15 protein-coding genes are annotated in these 15,029 nt (G+C 63.3%); 7 read left to right on the top strand and 8 right to left on the bottom strand.

The window, feature by feature from the left end; translation table 11 throughout:
- Positions 1–134: 134 nt before the first annotated feature.
- Positions 135–875: an alpha/beta fold hydrolase gene (locus FEM01_RS00260; protein WP_138217287.1), complete on the top strand. Its 741-nt coding sequence runs from the start codon at positions 135–137 to the stop codon at positions 873–875.
- Here the strand turns inward: FEM01_RS00260 and FEM01_RS00265 are convergent, their stop codons facing one another.
- Positions 876–1,496 carry a dihydrofolate reductase family protein gene (locus FEM01_RS00265; protein WP_138217288.1) on the bottom strand — a complete coding sequence of 207 codons (621 nt, stop codon included), beginning with the start codon at positions 1,494–1,496 and terminating at the stop codon, positions 876–878.
- A gap of 90 nt (positions 1,497–1,586) precedes the next feature.
- The gene (locus FEM01_RS00270; RefSeq protein WP_138217289.1) at positions 1,587–2,450 is read right to left on the bottom strand and encodes a sensor domain-containing diguanylate cyclase; all 864 of its coding nucleotides are present in this window, start codon (positions 2,448–2,450) and stop codon (positions 1,587–1,589) included.
- Between the two features lie 242 nt (positions 2,451–2,692).
- Here FEM01_RS00270 and FEM01_RS00275 point away from each other — a divergent pair, with 242 nt between their 5' ends.
- Positions 2,693–3,199, top strand: coding sequence for a DMT family transporter (locus tag FEM01_RS00275; protein ID WP_138217290.1), 507 nt, complete (start codon positions 2,693–2,695; stop codon positions 3,197–3,199).
- A gap of 3 nt (positions 3,200–3,202) precedes the next feature.
- On the opposite strand, the gene FEM01_RS00280 is transcribed toward FEM01_RS00275, so the two are convergent.
- The 4 genes from FEM01_RS00280 to FEM01_RS00295 form a co-directional block, all read right to left on the bottom strand.
- Complete coding sequence (locus tag FEM01_RS00280; protein WP_138217291.1) at positions 3,203–4,111, bottom strand: LysR family transcriptional regulator; 909 nt, start codon at positions 4,109–4,111, stop codon at positions 3,203–3,205.
- 14 nt (positions 4,112–4,125) lie between these two features.
- Positions 4,126–4,908, bottom strand: coding sequence for a hypothetical protein (locus tag FEM01_RS00285; RefSeq protein WP_138217292.1), 783 nt, complete (start codon positions 4,906–4,908; stop codon positions 4,126–4,128).
- A 109-nt stretch (positions 4,909–5,017) separates the two neighbouring features.
- Positions 5,018–6,001: a D-2-hydroxyacid dehydrogenase family protein gene (locus tag FEM01_RS00290; RefSeq protein ID WP_138217293.1), complete on the bottom strand. Its 984-nt coding sequence runs from the start codon at positions 5,999–6,001 to the stop codon at positions 5,018–5,020.
- 368 nt (positions 6,002–6,369) lie between these two features.
- A complete protein-coding gene (locus tag FEM01_RS00295) occupies positions 6,370–7,059 on the bottom strand; it encodes a YoaK family protein (protein ID WP_138217294.1) in 690 nt (229 codons plus the stop codon).
- Between the two features lie 359 nt (positions 7,060–7,418).
- Between FEM01_RS00295 and FEM01_RS00300 the strand changes: the two genes are divergently transcribed.
- The 3 genes from FEM01_RS00300 to chrA all read left to right on the top strand — a co-directional run bounded on the left by FEM01_RS00300 (position 7,419) and on the right by chrA (position 10,559).
- The gene (locus FEM01_RS00300; protein WP_138217295.1) at positions 7,419–8,081 is read left to right on the top strand and encodes a helix-turn-helix transcriptional regulator; all 663 of its coding nucleotides are present in this window, start codon (positions 7,419–7,421) and stop codon (positions 8,079–8,081) included.
- Between the two features lie 134 nt (positions 8,082–8,215).
- Positions 8,216–9,034: a molybdenum cofactor biosynthesis F family protein gene (locus tag FEM01_RS00305; RefSeq protein ID WP_138217296.1), complete on the top strand. Its 819-nt coding sequence runs from the start codon at positions 8,216–8,218 to the stop codon at positions 9,032–9,034.
- Between the two features lie 157 nt (positions 9,035–9,191).
- Positions 9,192–10,559 carry a chromate efflux transporter gene (chrA, locus tag FEM01_RS00310; RefSeq protein WP_138217297.1) on the top strand — a complete coding sequence of 456 codons (1,368 nt, stop codon included), beginning with the start codon at positions 9,192–9,194 and terminating at the stop codon, positions 10,557–10,559.
- A 33-nt stretch (positions 10,560–10,592) separates the two neighbouring features.
- Here chrA and FEM01_RS00315 read toward each other — a convergent pair whose 3' ends face one another.
- The gene (locus tag FEM01_RS00315; RefSeq protein WP_171030878.1) at positions 10,593–11,864 is read right to left on the bottom strand and encodes a diguanylate cyclase domain-containing protein; all 1,272 of its coding nucleotides are present in this window, start codon (positions 11,862–11,864) and stop codon (positions 10,593–10,595) included.
- Positions 11,865–12,090: 226 nt separating this feature from the next.
- Here FEM01_RS00315 and FEM01_RS00320 point away from each other — a divergent pair, with 226 nt between their 5' ends.
- Together FEM01_RS00320 and FEM01_RS00325 are read left to right on the top strand one after the other, a co-directional pair.
- The gene (locus FEM01_RS00320) at positions 12,091–12,495 is read left to right on the top strand and encodes a DUF2946 family protein (protein WP_138217298.1); all 405 of its coding nucleotides are present in this window, start codon (positions 12,091–12,093) and stop codon (positions 12,493–12,495) included.
- A 78-nt stretch (positions 12,496–12,573) separates the two neighbouring features.
- On the top strand, positions 12,574–14,634 hold the full coding sequence (locus FEM01_RS00325) for a TonB-dependent receptor (RefSeq protein ID WP_138217299.1): 2,061 nt from the start codon (positions 12,574–12,576) through the stop codon (positions 14,632–14,634).
- Between the two features lie 248 nt (positions 14,635–14,882).
- Here FEM01_RS00325 and FEM01_RS24090 read toward each other — a convergent pair whose 3' ends face one another.
- The gene (locus tag FEM01_RS24090) at positions 14,883–15,020 is read right to left on the bottom strand and encodes a hypothetical protein (RefSeq protein ID WP_171030879.1); all 138 of its coding nucleotides are present in this window, start codon (positions 15,018–15,020) and stop codon (positions 14,883–14,885) included.
- Positions 15,021–15,029 lie beyond the last annotated feature (9 nt).

Here is a 15,029-nt window from a genome sequence, read left to right on the forward strand (position 1 = left end):
GCTTGACAGCTTACGGCAAAAACAAGGGCGTTGCGGCAAAGCCTGGATTGTCCGTGGGCAATCAAGCGCCGCTACCCAAGCCGGGCGCCGCGGCCCATGCTGCGGCTTCCCTTTGGCAGGTAGCGAGGCAGGCGATGGAACTCGACATTCCGGTGGTGCTGGTCAATGGCTTGATTGGTTGTCTGGATCACCCGGCGCTGCACGCGGCCCTGCAACCGCGTGCGCTGATCGCCCCGGACCTGCTTGGCTATGGTGCCCTGCAAGGCATCCCGCCAGCACGCATCGACATCGACGCCCAGGTGCAGCACCTGCACCGCCAGTTGCAGGCGCGCCAGGTGGCGCGGGTGTATTTGGTCGGGCATTCGGTGGGCGGGGTAGTGGCGATGCTGTATGCCCTGCGCTATCCGCAGCAGGTGGCCAGCGTGATGAGCATCGAGGGCAATTTCACCTTGAACGATGCGTTCTGGTCGGCTTCGGTGGCGCGTATGGACGCCGAGCAAGCCGAGGCCATGCTCGACGGTTTTCGCGAAGACCCCCGCGCTTGGCTGGGCGGCGCCGGTATAGCTGCCAGCGCGCCGCGCCTGGCATTGGCCCAGCGCTGGCTGGCCCACCAGCCGGCCACCACCTTGCAAGCCATGGCACGCTCGGTGCTGACGGTGACCGGTGCGGCGCGCTACCACGCGCAACTGCAAGCGGTATTCGCAGCGACCCCGGTGCACCTGCTGGCCGGCGAACACTCCCGCGCAGGCTGGGACATGCCGCACTGGGCCGCGCAGCAGGCCGCCAGTGTCAGCGTGTTGGCCGGTGTCGGGCACTTGATGATGCTCGAAGATCCCCAAGGCTTCGCCCAGGCCCTGGCGCGCCTGCTCGACTGATCAGGCGAACGAACCGGTCTGCACTGGCCCGCTGCGTACATAGTGGGCAAGCAGCACGCCGGTGCTGGTGCTGACGACGGGCTCGCGCAGAGTGAACGCCGCAGCCTGGGCGTCATCGCCGAACAAGCGCTTGCCTGGGCCCAGCAGTAGTGGGTGGATAAGCAGGCGCAACTCGTCCACCAGCCCCGCCGCCAGCAGTTGCCGGACCAGCTCGGCGCTGCCTTGGGTCAGCAACGTGGTGCCCGCTTGTTGCTTGAGTGCGTGGATCGCTTGTACAGGATCGGCGCCCAACGCATGGCTGTTGTGCCAGGCGAGCGATTCGGGATGGTGGGTGGCGACATGCTTGGCCACGCGGTTGAACAGCTCGGCCATCGGTTGGCTCTGTGATTCGGCGGCCACGTGTGGCCAGTAGCCGGCGAAGATGTCGTAGGTGCGCCGCCCCAGCACCAGTTCGAACGGCTGGCTGAACAGTGCCTGCATGGCCTGGCCGAAGGCTTCGTCGGCGTAGGGCGGCAGCCACCCGCCATAGCTGAAGCCGCCGCTGGTGTCTTCCTGGGGGCCGCCGGGGGCCTGCATGACACCATCGAGGGTGACGAAGGCGGCGACGATGAGCTTGCGCATGGGGAGGGCTCCTCGGGTGTGTGTGCCGAATAGTCGATTTGAGCGTGGCCCGGATCGACAAGCTTCGCCAGCCTACTCGAGCGCAGGTGGTCAGCCCGCGGCGTAGCGACGTCGCTTCTTTTGGTACATGTCGCCATCGGCGTGGCTGAGCAGGGTGTCGGCATCACGGCCATCGGCCGGATAACACGCCAGGCCGATGCTGCACGACGGCATGGGCAGCCCGCCGAATTCATCCCCGAGGGGTTCGGCCATGACCGCGAGGATCTCCCCCAGCTTTTCGCTGACCGCGGCGGGTGTGGCGCTGGCGGTCAGCAGCACGGTGAACTCATCGCCGCCCATGCGCGCCACGGTGTCGGTAGTGGACACGCAGCTTTCCAGGCGGCGGGCGACGGTGCACAGCACGCGATCGCCCAAGGCGTGGCCGTGCAAGTCGTTGATGGCTTTGAAACCGTTCACGTCCAAGAACAACAGCGCCAGTGGCTGCTGCTCCTGCTGTGCGGCTTGCAGGGCGGCACTCAGGCGCTGGTTGAACAGCGAACGGTTGGCCAGCCGAGTGAGCGGGTCGTGGTGCGCGAGAAAACGCAGCTCCTGCTCGGCCTCGGTGAGGGCCGTGACATTCCGTGCGACGCCAATACGCGCGCCCACCTCATCGGACCAGAAGGCGGCCCAGAGAATATGCACGACACCGCCGTCCTTGCGCAGGTAGCGGTTGCGAAAGTCGAAATGCGGTTGGCCGTTCATGACCCGCATGATCGACGCCTGGGTGGCTTCGAGATCCTCAGGGTGCATGTAGCGGGTGATCGGGGTGCCGATGAGTTCGCTGGCCGTGTAGCCGAGCAGCGCCTGGCAGGCATCGCTGACGAAGACGATGATGTTGTCCTGGTCGACCACGAACACGGTGTCCAGCATCAGGTGGATCAGCCGGGGATAAAGGGCTTTGAGGTCAACGGGCATGGATAACGAAGTCCGGGGCGTGGGGCAGGAGCGTGGCCAGCATACACAGGGCGGGGGTGGTTTCACCATGGGGCAGTGATGGCCTTGTGTCGGATGCGCGTGCGGTGGCTGGCTGCGCGGCAGGGCCGTGGCAGGTATTTTTGATTATTCGTCTGGCGAATGCAGGGCGTGCACAGGTTCGATTTCCATCGAAAATCCATATCCCGCATCCTGTGCGCATTCCCCGCTCACGGAGGCTACCCATGTTCAGCAAAACCGCGCTTTTAACCGTTGTTCCCGCCGGCCTGGCCTTCATGGCAGGGATGGCGCTACCGTTCCAGGCCGCCAGCAATGCGGCGGTAGGCAAGGCGCTGGGCCATCCGCTGTGGGGCGCCATGACCTCGCTGCTGGTCAGCGGCGTGGTGGTGATATTGGCGTTGCTGGTGCTGCGCGTACCGCTGCCGTCACTGGGCAAGGCCTTGCAGGGGCCTTGGTGGCTGTGGATCGGTGGCGTACTGGGCGCGCTCTACGTAGCGGGCGCGGCGGCGCTTACGCCGAAGCTTGGGGCTGGCGGATTCCTGATGTTGGTGGTGGCCGGGCAGATCATCACCGCCGTGGTGGTGGACCATTTCGGCCTTATGGGGCTGGCTAGCAAGCCCGTCAACTGGGCCAAGGTCGTCGGGATCGTGCTGATTCTGGGGGGCGTGCTGCTGGTACAGGGCGTTGGCGCATCGGCCCCTGCGAGCGTGACTGTGCAGGCCGGTCAGTAGGGCTTACGCCGGCTGCGGCTGGCTGATGGTGTACAGCGCCTCACGCAGCCAGCGGTGGGCCGGGTCATCCTGCTTACGCGTGTGCCAAGCCTGCTGGTAGGCGATACGCGGGCTGGCAAAGGGCGGGGTGAAGGTGCCCAAGGTCGTGAAACGCTCCACCGACGCTGCCGCGCGGCTGGCCACGGTCAGCACCAGGTCGGTGCCGGGTAGCACCTCCAGCGCTGCGCTCCAATGTGGCAGTGCCAGCGCAATATGGCGGCTGAGCCCCTGCGCGGCCAGGGCGCGCTCGATTTCGTCGAAGGCATCGGGACGCATGGCCAGCAGCACATGCGGGCGCGCCAGCCACTGTTCGAGAGTCAGAGCACCGTCGCTGAGGGTGCTTTTGTCGGCGACACTGATGAAGTCCTCGCTGAACAGGCGTTGCACGACGATGTTGGCCGACACGTCGTCGAAGACCCCCAGCGCGAGGTCCAGTTCGCCATCCTGCAACTGCGCCATCATCACCTCGCGACTGGCCTGGCTGATGGCCAGGTCGATGCCCGGCGCGGCTTGGCGCAGATAACGCACCAACGGTGGCAGGATGATGCGTGAGGCGTAATCCGACAGCGAAAGGCGAAACCGGCGCCGTGCCAGGGCCGGGTCGAAGGCCGCAGGGGCGAGCAGGCCGTTGAGGCTGGCCAAGGCCTCTTGCAGGGGGCCAGCCAGTGACTGGGCGCGCGCGGTGAGCACCATCTGTCCATGCTGGCGGACCAGCAAGGGATCGTCGAAATGCGTGCGCAACTGGGCCAACGCGTGGCTGACCGCAGGCTGGCTACGGTGCAGGCGCAGCGCGGCGCGGGTGACGTGCTTTTCGATCAGCAACGCGTTGAGGGTCAGCAGCAGATTGAGGTCGATCTTGCGCAGTTCGTCCATGGCAAGCCAGGTTGTTACCGTCCGATAGTCTGCTCGATCAGCAGCTTCCAGTTCTGTGCCTCTTGCCAGTTGTCGGCGAAGGGCATTTGTACCCAGAACGGCGGGTGGCCTTCGCACTGCAACTGCACCTGCAGGGTGAAGGTGCGCATGGTGCTGCTGGTGGTGGTGGTCGTGGAGCGCGACTTGCCGCTGCCGATCATGCCCCAGCTATTGGTGAACCCAAAGACATGGCGGCGGCCATGTTTGGTGGTGGTGTTGCTGGTGGTGCTGGTGACGGCCTGTTCATCGACGCGCACGGCCTTGACCACCCGTGGGGCATCCATCAGGGCATGCTGTTCGCCACTCTCGGCGGCCAGCAGGTACAGCGTACGGCTGTCGGGGAATACGCCGAGCATACGCCCGCCGCGGGTGATCCAGTGGTACGCGCCCAGGGCCTGGCTGGCCATGAACGCTTTGCCCGCCTCGCGTCGTACTTCATCGGCTTGTCGCCAGGCCTTGTCCACCGCCCATTGCTGCGGACGCCAGAGCAATGAGACCGGGCGGTACAGGAACCCCATAAGGCAGAAGATCACCCCGGCCAGAATCGGTCCACCAATGTAGTGCCCGGCCCATACCCATTTGACCAGCAGCGCGAGGCAGAACACCGAGGTGACGATCAGGAACGCTTTGCTGATCACGCGGACGCGCTCGGCCAAGCGATTTTCGGCGTGTTGCAGCTGGCTCAGGGCTTGACTGAGCGGGGCTGGGGTGGCGCTGAGGGTGGTATCGGGAAGGGGGGACAGTTGCTGGGTCGACATGGTGCATCCTGCAAGAATGGACAACGCACCGCTCGGGCGCGGCGGGGTCGGCCAGTATACCCCGCGATGCCGATCGGTTCGACCTTTGCAGGGCCGGGCCTGCGCGCCTTCAGCAATCGCTCCGGCCCTTCAGGGCATCGGGATTGGCCACCTGGGTCGGTGCACCGTCGAAGAACGCTAGCACATTGTCGAAGGCATCCCCGAAATACAGCTCGTAGCCGTTTTTCTCCACATAACCCAAGTGCGGGGTGCTCAGTACGCGTGGATGGCGCAGCAGGGGGTGGTTGGGGTCGAGTAACGGTTCATGCTCGAACACATCCACAGCCGCAAAGCCCGGCCGTCCGCTGTCGAGCGCTTGCAGCAAGGCGCCTGGCGCGATCAGTTCGGCGCGGCTGACGTTCACCAGCAGGGCGTCGGTCTTCATGTGGCCAAGGTCCGTGGCGGTCACCGCATGCCGGGTGGTGTCCGACAGGCGCAGGTTGAGGCTGAGGATATCGGCTTGGGCGAAGAACGCCTCGCGACTGCTCGCAGCCTGGTGGCCATGCGCTTGGGCGGCGGCGCGGCTGGCCGCGCTGCCCCATACCAGCACCGGCATGTCGAATGCCTGGGCATAGCGCGCCAGGCGCTGGCCGATCTTGCCGTAGCCCCAGATCCCCAAGGTTTGGCCGGCGACAGCCTGGCCGAGGTTGACTTGCCATTGGCCCTGGCGAAACGCATCGATGGCCGGGACCAACTGTCGACGAGCGTTGAGGATCAGTGTCCAGGCCAGTTCCGCCGGCGCCACCGGCGAGCCACGACCCTCGGTCACCACGACGCCGTGGGCGGTGCAGGCGGCGAGGTCCAGGTGGCTGGAGACCTTGCCGGTTTGGCTGATCAGCTTGAGCTTGGGCAGGCGCGCTAGCAAGGCCGCGTCGATGCGCGTGCGTTCACGGGTAAGCACCAAGGCGTCGGCGTCGGCGAAGCGCTCGGCCAGTTCGTCGGTCGAGGCGGGTTGCCGGTCATGCAGCACCGTAACCTCATACCCGGCGAGGCGGCTGAAGCAGTCGAGGGTGTGGATCACGTGCTGGTAGTCGTCGGGGATGACAATGCGCATGCTGACGGGCCTAGCGTAGGAAAGAAAGGCATGACGATAGCCCAGGCGCGGGTCTGTTTGCGAGCGGGTGGTCGTGCGGGGCGCAAGTGTGACCTGCCGCGCCGGGCGGCGGCCCAAAAAAAGAAACCCGCCAGCTGGGGCGGGTTGAACAGAACGTATCGAAGCAACGCGAATTTGCCTGCTTCAATGTCAGCATTGTGTGAAAACGCCTGGCCACGGCTTCCTCAAAATGTTACTGATTCTTACGGGGCGCGTGACGCATGCGTGGCTCAGGCCCTGCATCTGGGCAGTCAGCGCACGCGGAGCTGATGTTCAGGGCAAGCGCACGAAGGGTTCGGCGGGAAGAACCGCTTCGCGAACCCTGTGCATCAACGCATGTATGCCCTTTGCCAACTGCGCGGAATGATGAGCGAAGCGCCGGCTAGCCCCGCTGCAACCAATCCGTTGATCGCAAGGGCGGCGGTGCCGAACTGGTTTTGAACCAGCGCGCCGGCCACCGCGCCCAGCAACATGCCAAGCCAAGGCACCAGTTGTACCCGCCAGCCAGGCTTGCGCTCGCCGAGTAACCATCGGCCTAAGCCCCGCCCGAAGCGGGACAGGGCGCCGGTCACGTAGGTCAGTCCGATTGGCAGCCCGTTGACCTCTTCCACGACCGCATTGATCATGCCCATCGCGATCACGGCGCCTATCAGCGCAATCAGCGACGCAGGTATCGCCGCTGCAAGGCCCAGGAGCGCGGCTACGCTCACAAGCAACGGCCAAGACCGTCGGCCCACCCAGCGCGCGATGATCACGCCCAGGGCATTGCCCGCGATGAACGCCGCGATCAGCGTGGCGATACTGAAGGTGGTGTGCAGGTCGCCCTGGCTGATCGACACGGCAAGTCGCGTGGTATTGCCGCTCATGAATGAGACGAAATCGCCCGTTGCGGTGAAACCTACGGCGTCTGTCATGCCCGCCAGAAACGAGAGCGCTGCGACGAAGGACAAGCCTACCTTGCCGCGTATGCGCGCAATTCGTCTTCCTCGAGCGGTATAGAATCCGGCGTCAGGCAGCATTGTGCGCACTCCTTTTCATGACTTCTCCAGCATTTGCCGCCTCAGCCTATCCCGCCCGACGCGTCACCTGCGCCTGCCTCACTGGGCAAGTCAGGCCCTGCCGGGTGCTCGACTCACTTGCAGCAACGTGTCGCTCCAAGGTCGCCGGTGCGCCTGCGCAGACAGGCTAACCAATTCACGGCGTTGTGAGCAATTGCACTAAAGTCCTTGCGTGCGCTGCGCTGTGGGGAATGTCCAGCGGTGCAAGCTCGCTGGCAGGCAAGTACAAGACCTGAGGCATGCAGCGTGCATACAGTCAGTGGAGCTGCGAGCTAGAAAGCGCAGCGGCCGCCTGGCCCAGGTATCGGTGAGGAGGACCCATGTATCCGACCAGCTTCCACGATTTTGCCCAGCAATGCCTTGGCGCCTTCAGTCACTTCGTCCCTGACGCCCTTGCTGCTGTTTACCGTATCAACGCGCAACGTGAAGCCCATGATTTCCAACTGCGTGGCATGCAGCCACGCATGCATGAGCGATACCTTGAGCATTACCGCGACCTCGATCCGCTGAGTCCCCTTGCGTGCGAAGCTGCAGGGTGCACGGTGATGACTCTCCACCAAGGGCTGCACCGCCGGCCTTCGACGGACAACGCGATTTACCTGGGATTTTTGCAGCGGCACGCAGTCGTCGATGTCGTTGAGGTGATTGCAATGGATGGCGCCTGCCCTGTAGCAGGGATCTCGCTGTTTCGCATGGCAGGAACATGCGCCTTCAGCCCGCAGGAGCAGGCCAACTTGCGGTCCTTGCAGGGGTTGATGCAATTGGCCGCGCGCAGTCTTGCCCCGGACAACGCGCTGTTCGACAGCCTTACCGCCCGAGAACAGCAGATCGCTTTGTTGCTGCGTGACGGCGCGAGCAACAAGGTGCTGGCGCGTGCGCTGGGTATCGGGCTTGCGACAGTCAAGACGCATCTGATCAACCTTTTCCGAAAGTTGCAGGTGGCCAGCCGCACGGAACTCGTCGCCCGGCTCTTCGTGAGGTGATCTGCGCGAGCGACGCCGCAATGTCGCGAGCCTACCTGCCCGGTTGAATCCTGGCACTCAACCCTCTGGTTGATACCCGCGCGGCATCACGCCAGGCAGCATGGCGGCACTTCCATCACAGCAGGTAGGCCCCCATGAACTCACACCACGACTGGATCACCGTTGGCGCGCTCGCTGACGGATTCGCGACGCAAGCGTTCATCTTGCCGAACCTGGCAGATCTGGCAGGCAAGCGTTTCAATCTGTGCTTCGAAAACGGTTGGCAAATCGATCATCGTTTTGACGCGCAGTACGTCAGCTGGGCTCAAGCGGGTGATGACTGCACAGGTCGTGCAGCGTATCGGGCCACGTCGGTACGGCCCGGCATCTACCTGGTTGACTTCCTCAAGCATGAACGTGGCAACGACTACTCTGTGAGCCTGGTGCTCGATACGCTCACTCAGTCCTTCACCGCTGTCATTGCGACCTTGCCTGACGCTGAGCAAGCCAGTGAAGGCCTGTATGCTCGCGCCCTGGCTGGCCAGCAACTGACCGGCGTTCAGGTTGAGTTCTACCACGGAAGCCTTGATCGACCTTGGGTAACCGGTGCATGCCCACATGCACCGACCTCAGCGTTGGTGGGCATCCGCAACCTGTACCGCTACAGCCCGACAGAGGTGTATGAGCATATCTACCTCAATGATGATTTCTACACCTGGCACTGCATCAAAGGGGTGGAGCAAGGCCTGTGCGACACTGATCGCTGCCATTACTACAAAATCGCCGACGAACTGTATTTGTTCGTCTGGCGCGAGAAGATCGTACCCACGCTTGGCCTGGTGATGATCGACATGCAGCACCACCGTAGCGATGGCAAGATTTTCGGCTACGCTGGCGACAGCTTCGATCAACTGTCGAATTTCCCGGTGGCGTCCTACTGTCGTGTGTTGGGTAAAACCGATTACGGCCTCTAGAGGCCGAGCACGTCTCGGTAACCCGCGTTGTAACGACGCGCCCGGCCATCGTGTTGGGCGCGTCGGCGCTTTTGAGGGGGCAGGTCGGTGGTGTACCTTTGCAAGCCGATTCGACCCGCTCAAGGTCGGACGGTCTTTGCTCGTGAGGATGCCCAGCATGCTTGATAGCCCCAGCACTCTGAAGGCGCCGCCGCAGGCCGCGCCTGTGCAGCCGATTGCTGTGCTTGAGGCTTTGCGGTTCTGGCTCAAGTTAGGCTTCATCAGCTTTGGCGGGCCTGCCGGGCAGATCTCGATCATGCACCAGGAACTGGTCGAGCGCCGGCGCTGGATCAGCGAGAAGCGGTTTCTACACGCGCTGAACTACTGCATGTTGCTGCCCGGCCCTGAGGCTCAGCAGCTCGCCACTTACATCGGCTGGCTCATGCACCGCACCTGGGGCGGCGTGATTGCCGGCGTATTGTTCGTGTTGCCTTCGCTGTTCATCTTGATCGGCTTGTCCTGGGGCTATATGGCCTTTGGCGAGGTTCCTGTAGTCGCCGGGATCTTCTATGGGATCAAGCCGGCGGTCACTGCCATCGTCGTCCACGCCGCCTACCGGATGGGCTCGCGTACCCTGAAAAATGGCTGGCTGTGGGCAATGGCTGCGGCGTCGTTCGTGGCCATTTTCGCCCTTGGCGTGCCGTTTCCGCTGATCGTGCTGGCGGCCGCCAGCATCGGCTACCTTGGCGGTCGCTGGGTCCCCGGCGCGTTTACCCTTGGCGCTGCGCAGGCGGGCGCCAAGCGTGGTTATGGGGCGGCGCTGATCGATGACGACACGCCCATCCCGGAGCACGCCCGTTTCGCTTGGCGGCGGTTGGTTCGCCTGCTGGTGGTCGGAGCGGGGCTATGGGCACTGCCCATGGGCTCGCTGACGTTGATGTTTGGTTGGGAGGGCAGCCTGACGCAGATGGGCTGGTTTTTCACCAAGGCGGCACTGATGACCTTCGGCGGCGCATACGCGGTGCTGCCGTATGTCTACCAAGGGGCGGTCGGGCATTATGGATGGCTGAGTCCAACCCAGATGATCGATGGCCTGGCGTTGGGCGAAACCACGCCAGGCCCGTTGATCATGGTGGTTGCCTTCGTCGGCTTCGTTGGGGGTTATGCGCACCCGATGTTCGCTGCGCAGCACCCTTGGCTCGCGGGGGCAGTCGCGGCGAGCCTGATCACCTGGTTCACCTTCCTGCCGTCTTTCATCTTCATCCTTGCCGGTGGGCCAGTGGTGGAGTCGAGCCACGACGCGCTGACCTTCACTGCCGCGCTGACCGGGATTACCGCCGCAGTCGTCGGGGTGATCCTTAACCTGGCTCTGTTCTTTGGCTACCACGTGCTCTGGCCGCACGGTTTGGATGCCGCGTTCGACTGGCCTGCTGCGCTGATCGCAGGTGCCGCCATGCTTGCGTTGGTACGCTTCAGGCGCGGTGTGATTCAGGTGCTGCTGGCCTGCGCACTGGCAGGCCTGGCCGTCTACAGTGTGCGTGCGTGAGGCTGCAAGGCCTCGTTCCTAGGCGTTTGCACCTCAGCCGTTGCGGGCGCGCAGGGCCTGCGCCTGCCCCAGGCGGTACTGGTTATCGCCGCTACGCTTGGCTTCGTACATCGCCAGATCGGCGACGTGGATCAGTTGGTCGCGGGTCTGCGCGTGATCGGGGAACAGGGCGATGCCCAGGCTCACGGCGACCCGTTGCTGCGCGTCGCCCAGGCGTATCGGCGCCTCCAGTGCCCCGAGCAAGCGCTCGGCGATTACCCGTGCCTCGTCCTCGGGGAGGCGATCGGTAGGCAAGCCTTCGAGCAGCGTGACAAACTCATCGCCCCCCAGGCGCGCCACGCTGTCGGCGTTGCGCAGTGCACCATGCAGGCGGGTCGCGGTCATACGCAGGACCTGATCGCCGGCTGCGTGGCCGAGGCTGTCGTTGATGGCCTTGAAACCGTTCAGGTCGATGAAGGCCAGCGCAACACGGCTGTGATTGCGCTTGGCCAAGAGCAAGGCGCTCTCCAGGCGTTGTTCGAACACCAGGCGGTTGGGCAGGCCGGTCAGCGGGTCGTGATGTGCCAGTCGGTGCAACTGATTGGCCCAGGCTTTTTCTTCGGTGATATCACGCACCACGCCCATCATTTTGATCGGCGTGCCGCGTTCGTCCTTGACTACGTTGCCGGTTTCGCGAAGCCAGTGCAGCGTGCCGTCCGGCCAGACTACCCGATACTCTTCATCGTGATTCTCACCGGTCTCGATACAGCGCAATTCACCGGCGCGCACGCGCACGCGATCATCCGGGTGAACCGCATTGCAAAACAGTTCGTAGCTCGGTGTCACTTCGTTGGCCGAATAGCCAAACATGCCGTAGATGGCATCGGACCAGTACAAGCGGTTGGTGTCGATGTCCCAGTCCCAGGTCCCGATTCGGGCGAAATACTGGCTGCGCTGGAAACGTTCGGCGTCGACCAGCAGCGGGCGGATCAGCAGCCAATGTCTGGCATGGGTGCTGCCTTGCTGGGTGATGTGCAGGGCGCGCGGCTGGCCGTCATCACCGCTGACTTGCACTGAGCCTGTGGGGGCAGCCATGTGCGGTAGACGCTCTTGCAGGCACTGGCCGCGCAATGGGGTACGGGTACAGCCAAGCAGTTCAGCCGCAGCCGGGTTGTGCCAGAGCACCCGGCCATCACCCGCCCGCTGCACGAGGCCCACGTCCAGCGTCGCCAGCAGGGTACGTTGTTGCTGGCGGTGACGATGCAGGATCCACAGCAGGATTAGGCTGGGTAGGCTGGCGAGCAGGACAACGAACAAGGCAGTCATCGGGCAGTGGCTGATCTAGGGCGGTAGGGAATGCTTGCATTATGCCAAGCTGATGATGGCGATTCGCCCACAAACTGTGTGAGCGTTTTCAATTGCCGCTCGCCACGCCTGAGCCTAGCCCCGGCGCAATATCTCTGACGAATGTGCGACAAAATAGCACGGGCTGGAACTTTTACAGAGTGCCTCTGATGCGGCTTAATACGCGCCTTACTTCATGGGGCGGTCCATGCTGTCACGCGTTCGCACTCACCTCTGGCTGCTCGCCTGTTTCGCAGTGGTATTCAACCTGCTAGCGATGCCGCTCGACCGTTCCCTGCGCGCCCCGGCGGTTGAGCCGTCACTGATTCTTGGCAGCTTTTGCAGCCTGCATGGTGTGCAGAGCTTGCCCAAGTCGCTGTTGGCGCAACTGAAACTTGACCAGCCCGAACTGGCCGATCACGCCGACAGCAAGCTGCAAGCTGGCGATTGCTGCTGCGGCCACGCCGGCCAGGCACTGTTGGCCGGCGACTACTTCAAGCACTTGTTCCCGCGCTTCTGGCCCGCCGCGCTGCTGCTCGGCCATGCCCCGGCCTTGCCGCTACCCCGTGAGCAGTGGCCCAACCTCAATCCACGTGCTTCCCCCTTGGCTTGATTTGTCGATCACTTCGCGGTCCCGCGCAGCGCGCGTGTGATGACCGTGCCCGACTTTTCTTGCCAGGAAGCCTTCTCCATGCCTGCGTTGCATAGCACCGCCCGTGCGGTATTGCCGCTGTTTGCCGTTACCTGTATTTCAACCCTGACCCCTCTGTCGATGGCTGTGGCCGAGACGTTGACCAGCCAAAACGCGACCTTGACCCTCGGAGCTGTCTCCGTGACCGGCACCCAGAGCGGCCCGCTGGCCACCAGCAGCGTGCTCAGTTCGGTGGACATCCTGGGGGGCGATATCCTCGAAAAGATGCCCGTTACCTACAGCTGGGAACTGTTCAGTCGTGCGCCAGGGGTGTTGTTGACCGAGTTCAACCAAGGCACCACCTCAGGCAAGTTGTCGTTTCGCGGTTTCAATGGCGAAGGTGAAGTGAATGCGGTGAAGCTGCTGATCGATGGTATCCCCAGCAACACCAACGACGGCAACATGCCTTTCATCGATTCGGTGTTCCCCATGGACATCGACAGCATCGAAGTGGTGCGCGGTACGAGCGACCCGCGTTATGGCCTGAACAACATCGCCGGTAACGTCAACATCAATACCCGCACAGGTGGCAACTACAACAAGGCGCGACTGCGCTACGGCAGCTTCAACACCCGTGAAGTGCAACTGGCCAAAGGCATCGAGACCAGCAACTGGACACAGAACTACTTCTTCGGCCGCCAGCAGGTCGATGGTTATCGCGAGCACGGCGACACCGAGCGCTACAGCTTTGGCGGCAAGTGGTTCTACACCCCTGACGATGGCAACTACCGTGTAGGGCTGATCGCGCGTCATTACGAGTCCGAAGCCCAGGAGGCCGGTTACCTGACCGAGGATGACGCCCGCCGCCATCCGCGCATGACCAATGACTACAACGCCACGGACAAAGGTACGCGGCGGATGAATCAGGTCAGCCTGCACTTCGACACCGACCTGGCCGAGACGCTGTCCTGGTCGGCCAAGACCTACCTCAACACCTATGACGACCGTCGCTGGACGCAGTACTGGCGCACCAGTTCACAGCAGGAGCGCGACACCTACGAGGATCAGTACGGCGCCATCACCTCGCTGACTTGGCGGCCCCAGGTGGACTGGCTGCACGCCTTCGCCCTGGAAGGTGGCAGCGATGTGCAGAAGCAGCAGAACCGCAGCGAACGCTACCGCACCTTGGAGCGTGTACGCACGGCGCAAACCCGCGATCAGGACTTCGACTTCAACACGCTCGGTGCCTACGTGCAGGCGCAGATCGAACCGTTCGAATCGCTGAAGATCGTGCCGGCCTATCGGGTGGACAAGATCAGTGGTGACTTCACCAACAAGATGACCGGGCAGGACTACGACATCAACGACTATGGGCTGATCAAGCAGCCCAAACTCAGCATTGTCTATTCGCCGTGGACATTCGCCAGTGTGTACGCCAACTGGGGGCGCACCTTCCAGGTCGGGACAGGCGCTGCCGCCTACAAAGTGCCGCCGCGCAATGAGGACCTGGCCCCATCGATCAACGAAGGCTGGGAAACCGGCGTCAAGTTCACCCCGTCCAGCTGGGTCGATGGCCGCGTGGCTTACTGGCGTCAGGATGCGACTGGCGAAGTGAGCCGTCGCCTGAACGACCCGAGCGGCGAGTCGGACAACGTCGGCGAAACCCGTCGCTGGGGTTACGATTTGCAGGTCAACTTGCACCCGGACGAGCGTACCGAAGTGTGGATGTCGTACTCTTGGCAGTACTCCAAGATCCTTGAGCCCAGCAGCGCGTTACCAGGCAGCAAGGGCAAGGAAATCGACCATGTGCCGCACCATCTGTGGAACACCGGCATCAGTTATCAGGCGACGCCTGCGCTGCAACTGACCGCCTGGGCGAACGGGCAGACCAACTACTACCTGGAGCGGGAGAACACGCAAGGTACCTATGGCGGGTACGTGCTGATGAACCTCGGGGCCACCTACAGGCTCAGCGAAACCCTGAGCGTGGACCTGCAACTCAAGAACCTGACCAACCGCTACTACGAATACGTCTGGTATGACCCGGATGGCGCCGACGCCTCGCTGCATTCGCCGGGCGACGGGCGGGCGCTGTATGCGGGGCTGACCATCGACTTTTGACGTGAGTGCATAGTTGATTGTCACGTAGGCGTGCATGGGGTGGATAAGGGCATGAGCAGTGCAGCAGCCCATATCTGCCTGTCGGCAAGGCTGACACGCGCATACCGATCCACTCCAAAAAACACCGCCACCCATCACGGGCGGCGGTGCATACGCGGTGCAGCCGGTCGATCCCATTGCGGGTTGATCAGCGTCAGTGGCCGAGGTTTGTCACGGGCTCGCCAGTACCTTCGGCCGGCTGCGTCATATCACTGCAAGCTGGGCGGCTTGAGCGTTGCCGGCAGGCTGGACAGGGCCTGTTCGATATGCGCGATCAGGGCGGCGAGATGCTCGGCTTGCACCTGTTGGTGGGTCTCAAGGGCTGCCAGCTCGCGGCGAAGGTTCAATAAGTGCCT

Source organism: Pseudomonas mosselii (genome assembly GCF_005796105.1).
Classification (GTDB): domain Bacteria; phylum Pseudomonadota; class Gammaproteobacteria; order Pseudomonadales; family Pseudomonadaceae; genus Aquipseudomonas; species Aquipseudomonas mosselii_C.

Bases quoted from the DNA above. Each gene is read 5' to 3' on its own strand.
- FEM01_RS00275 (WP_138217290.1), top strand. From the start codon at position 2,693: ATGTTCAGCAAAACCGCGCTTTTAACCGTTGTTCCCGCCGGCCTGGCC.
- FEM01_RS00290 (WP_138217293.1), bottom strand. From the start codon at position 6,001: ATGCGCATTGTCATCCCCGACGACTACCAGCACGTGATCCACACCCTC.
- FEM01_RS00325 (WP_138217299.1), top strand. From the start codon at position 12,574: ATGCCTGCGTTGCATAGCACCGCCCGTGCGGTATTGCCGCTGTTTGCC.
- FEM01_RS00285 (WP_138217292.1), bottom strand. From the start codon at position 4,908: ATGTCGACCCAGCAACTGTCCCCCCTTCCCGATACCACCCTCAGCGCC.
- FEM01_RS00270 (WP_138217289.1), bottom strand. From the start codon at position 2,450: ATGCCCGTTGACCTCAAAGCCCTTTATCCCCGGCTGATCCACCTGATG.
- chrA (WP_138217297.1), top strand. From the start codon at position 9,192: ATGCTTGATAGCCCCAGCACTCTGAAGGCGCCGCCGCAGGCCGCGCCT.
- FEM01_RS00280 (WP_138217291.1), bottom strand. From the start codon at position 4,111: ATGGACGAACTGCGCAAGATCGACCTCAATCTGCTGCTGACCCTCAAC.
- FEM01_RS00295 (WP_138217294.1), bottom strand. From the start codon at position 7,059: ATGCTGCCTGACGCCGGATTCTATACCGCTCGAGGAAGACGAATTGCG.
- FEM01_RS00305 (WP_138217296.1), top strand. From the start codon at position 8,216: ATGAACTCACACCACGACTGGATCACCGTTGGCGCGCTCGCTGACGGA.
- FEM01_RS00300 (WP_138217295.1), top strand. From the start codon at position 7,419: ATGTATCCGACCAGCTTCCACGATTTTGCCCAGCAATGCCTTGGCGCC.
- FEM01_RS00265 (WP_138217288.1), bottom strand. From the start codon at position 1,496: ATGCGCAAGCTCATCGTCGCCGCCTTCGTCACCCTCGATGGTGTCATG.
- FEM01_RS00315 (WP_171030878.1), bottom strand. From the start codon at position 11,864: ATGACTGCCTTGTTCGTTGTCCTGCTCGCCAGCCTACCCAGCCTAATC.
- FEM01_RS00260 (WP_138217287.1), top strand. From the start codon at position 135: ATGGAACTCGACATTCCGGTGGTGCTGGTCAATGGCTTGATTGGTTGT.
- FEM01_RS00320 (WP_138217298.1), top strand. From the start codon at position 12,091: ATGCTGTCACGCGTTCGCACTCACCTCTGGCTGCTCGCCTGTTTCGCA.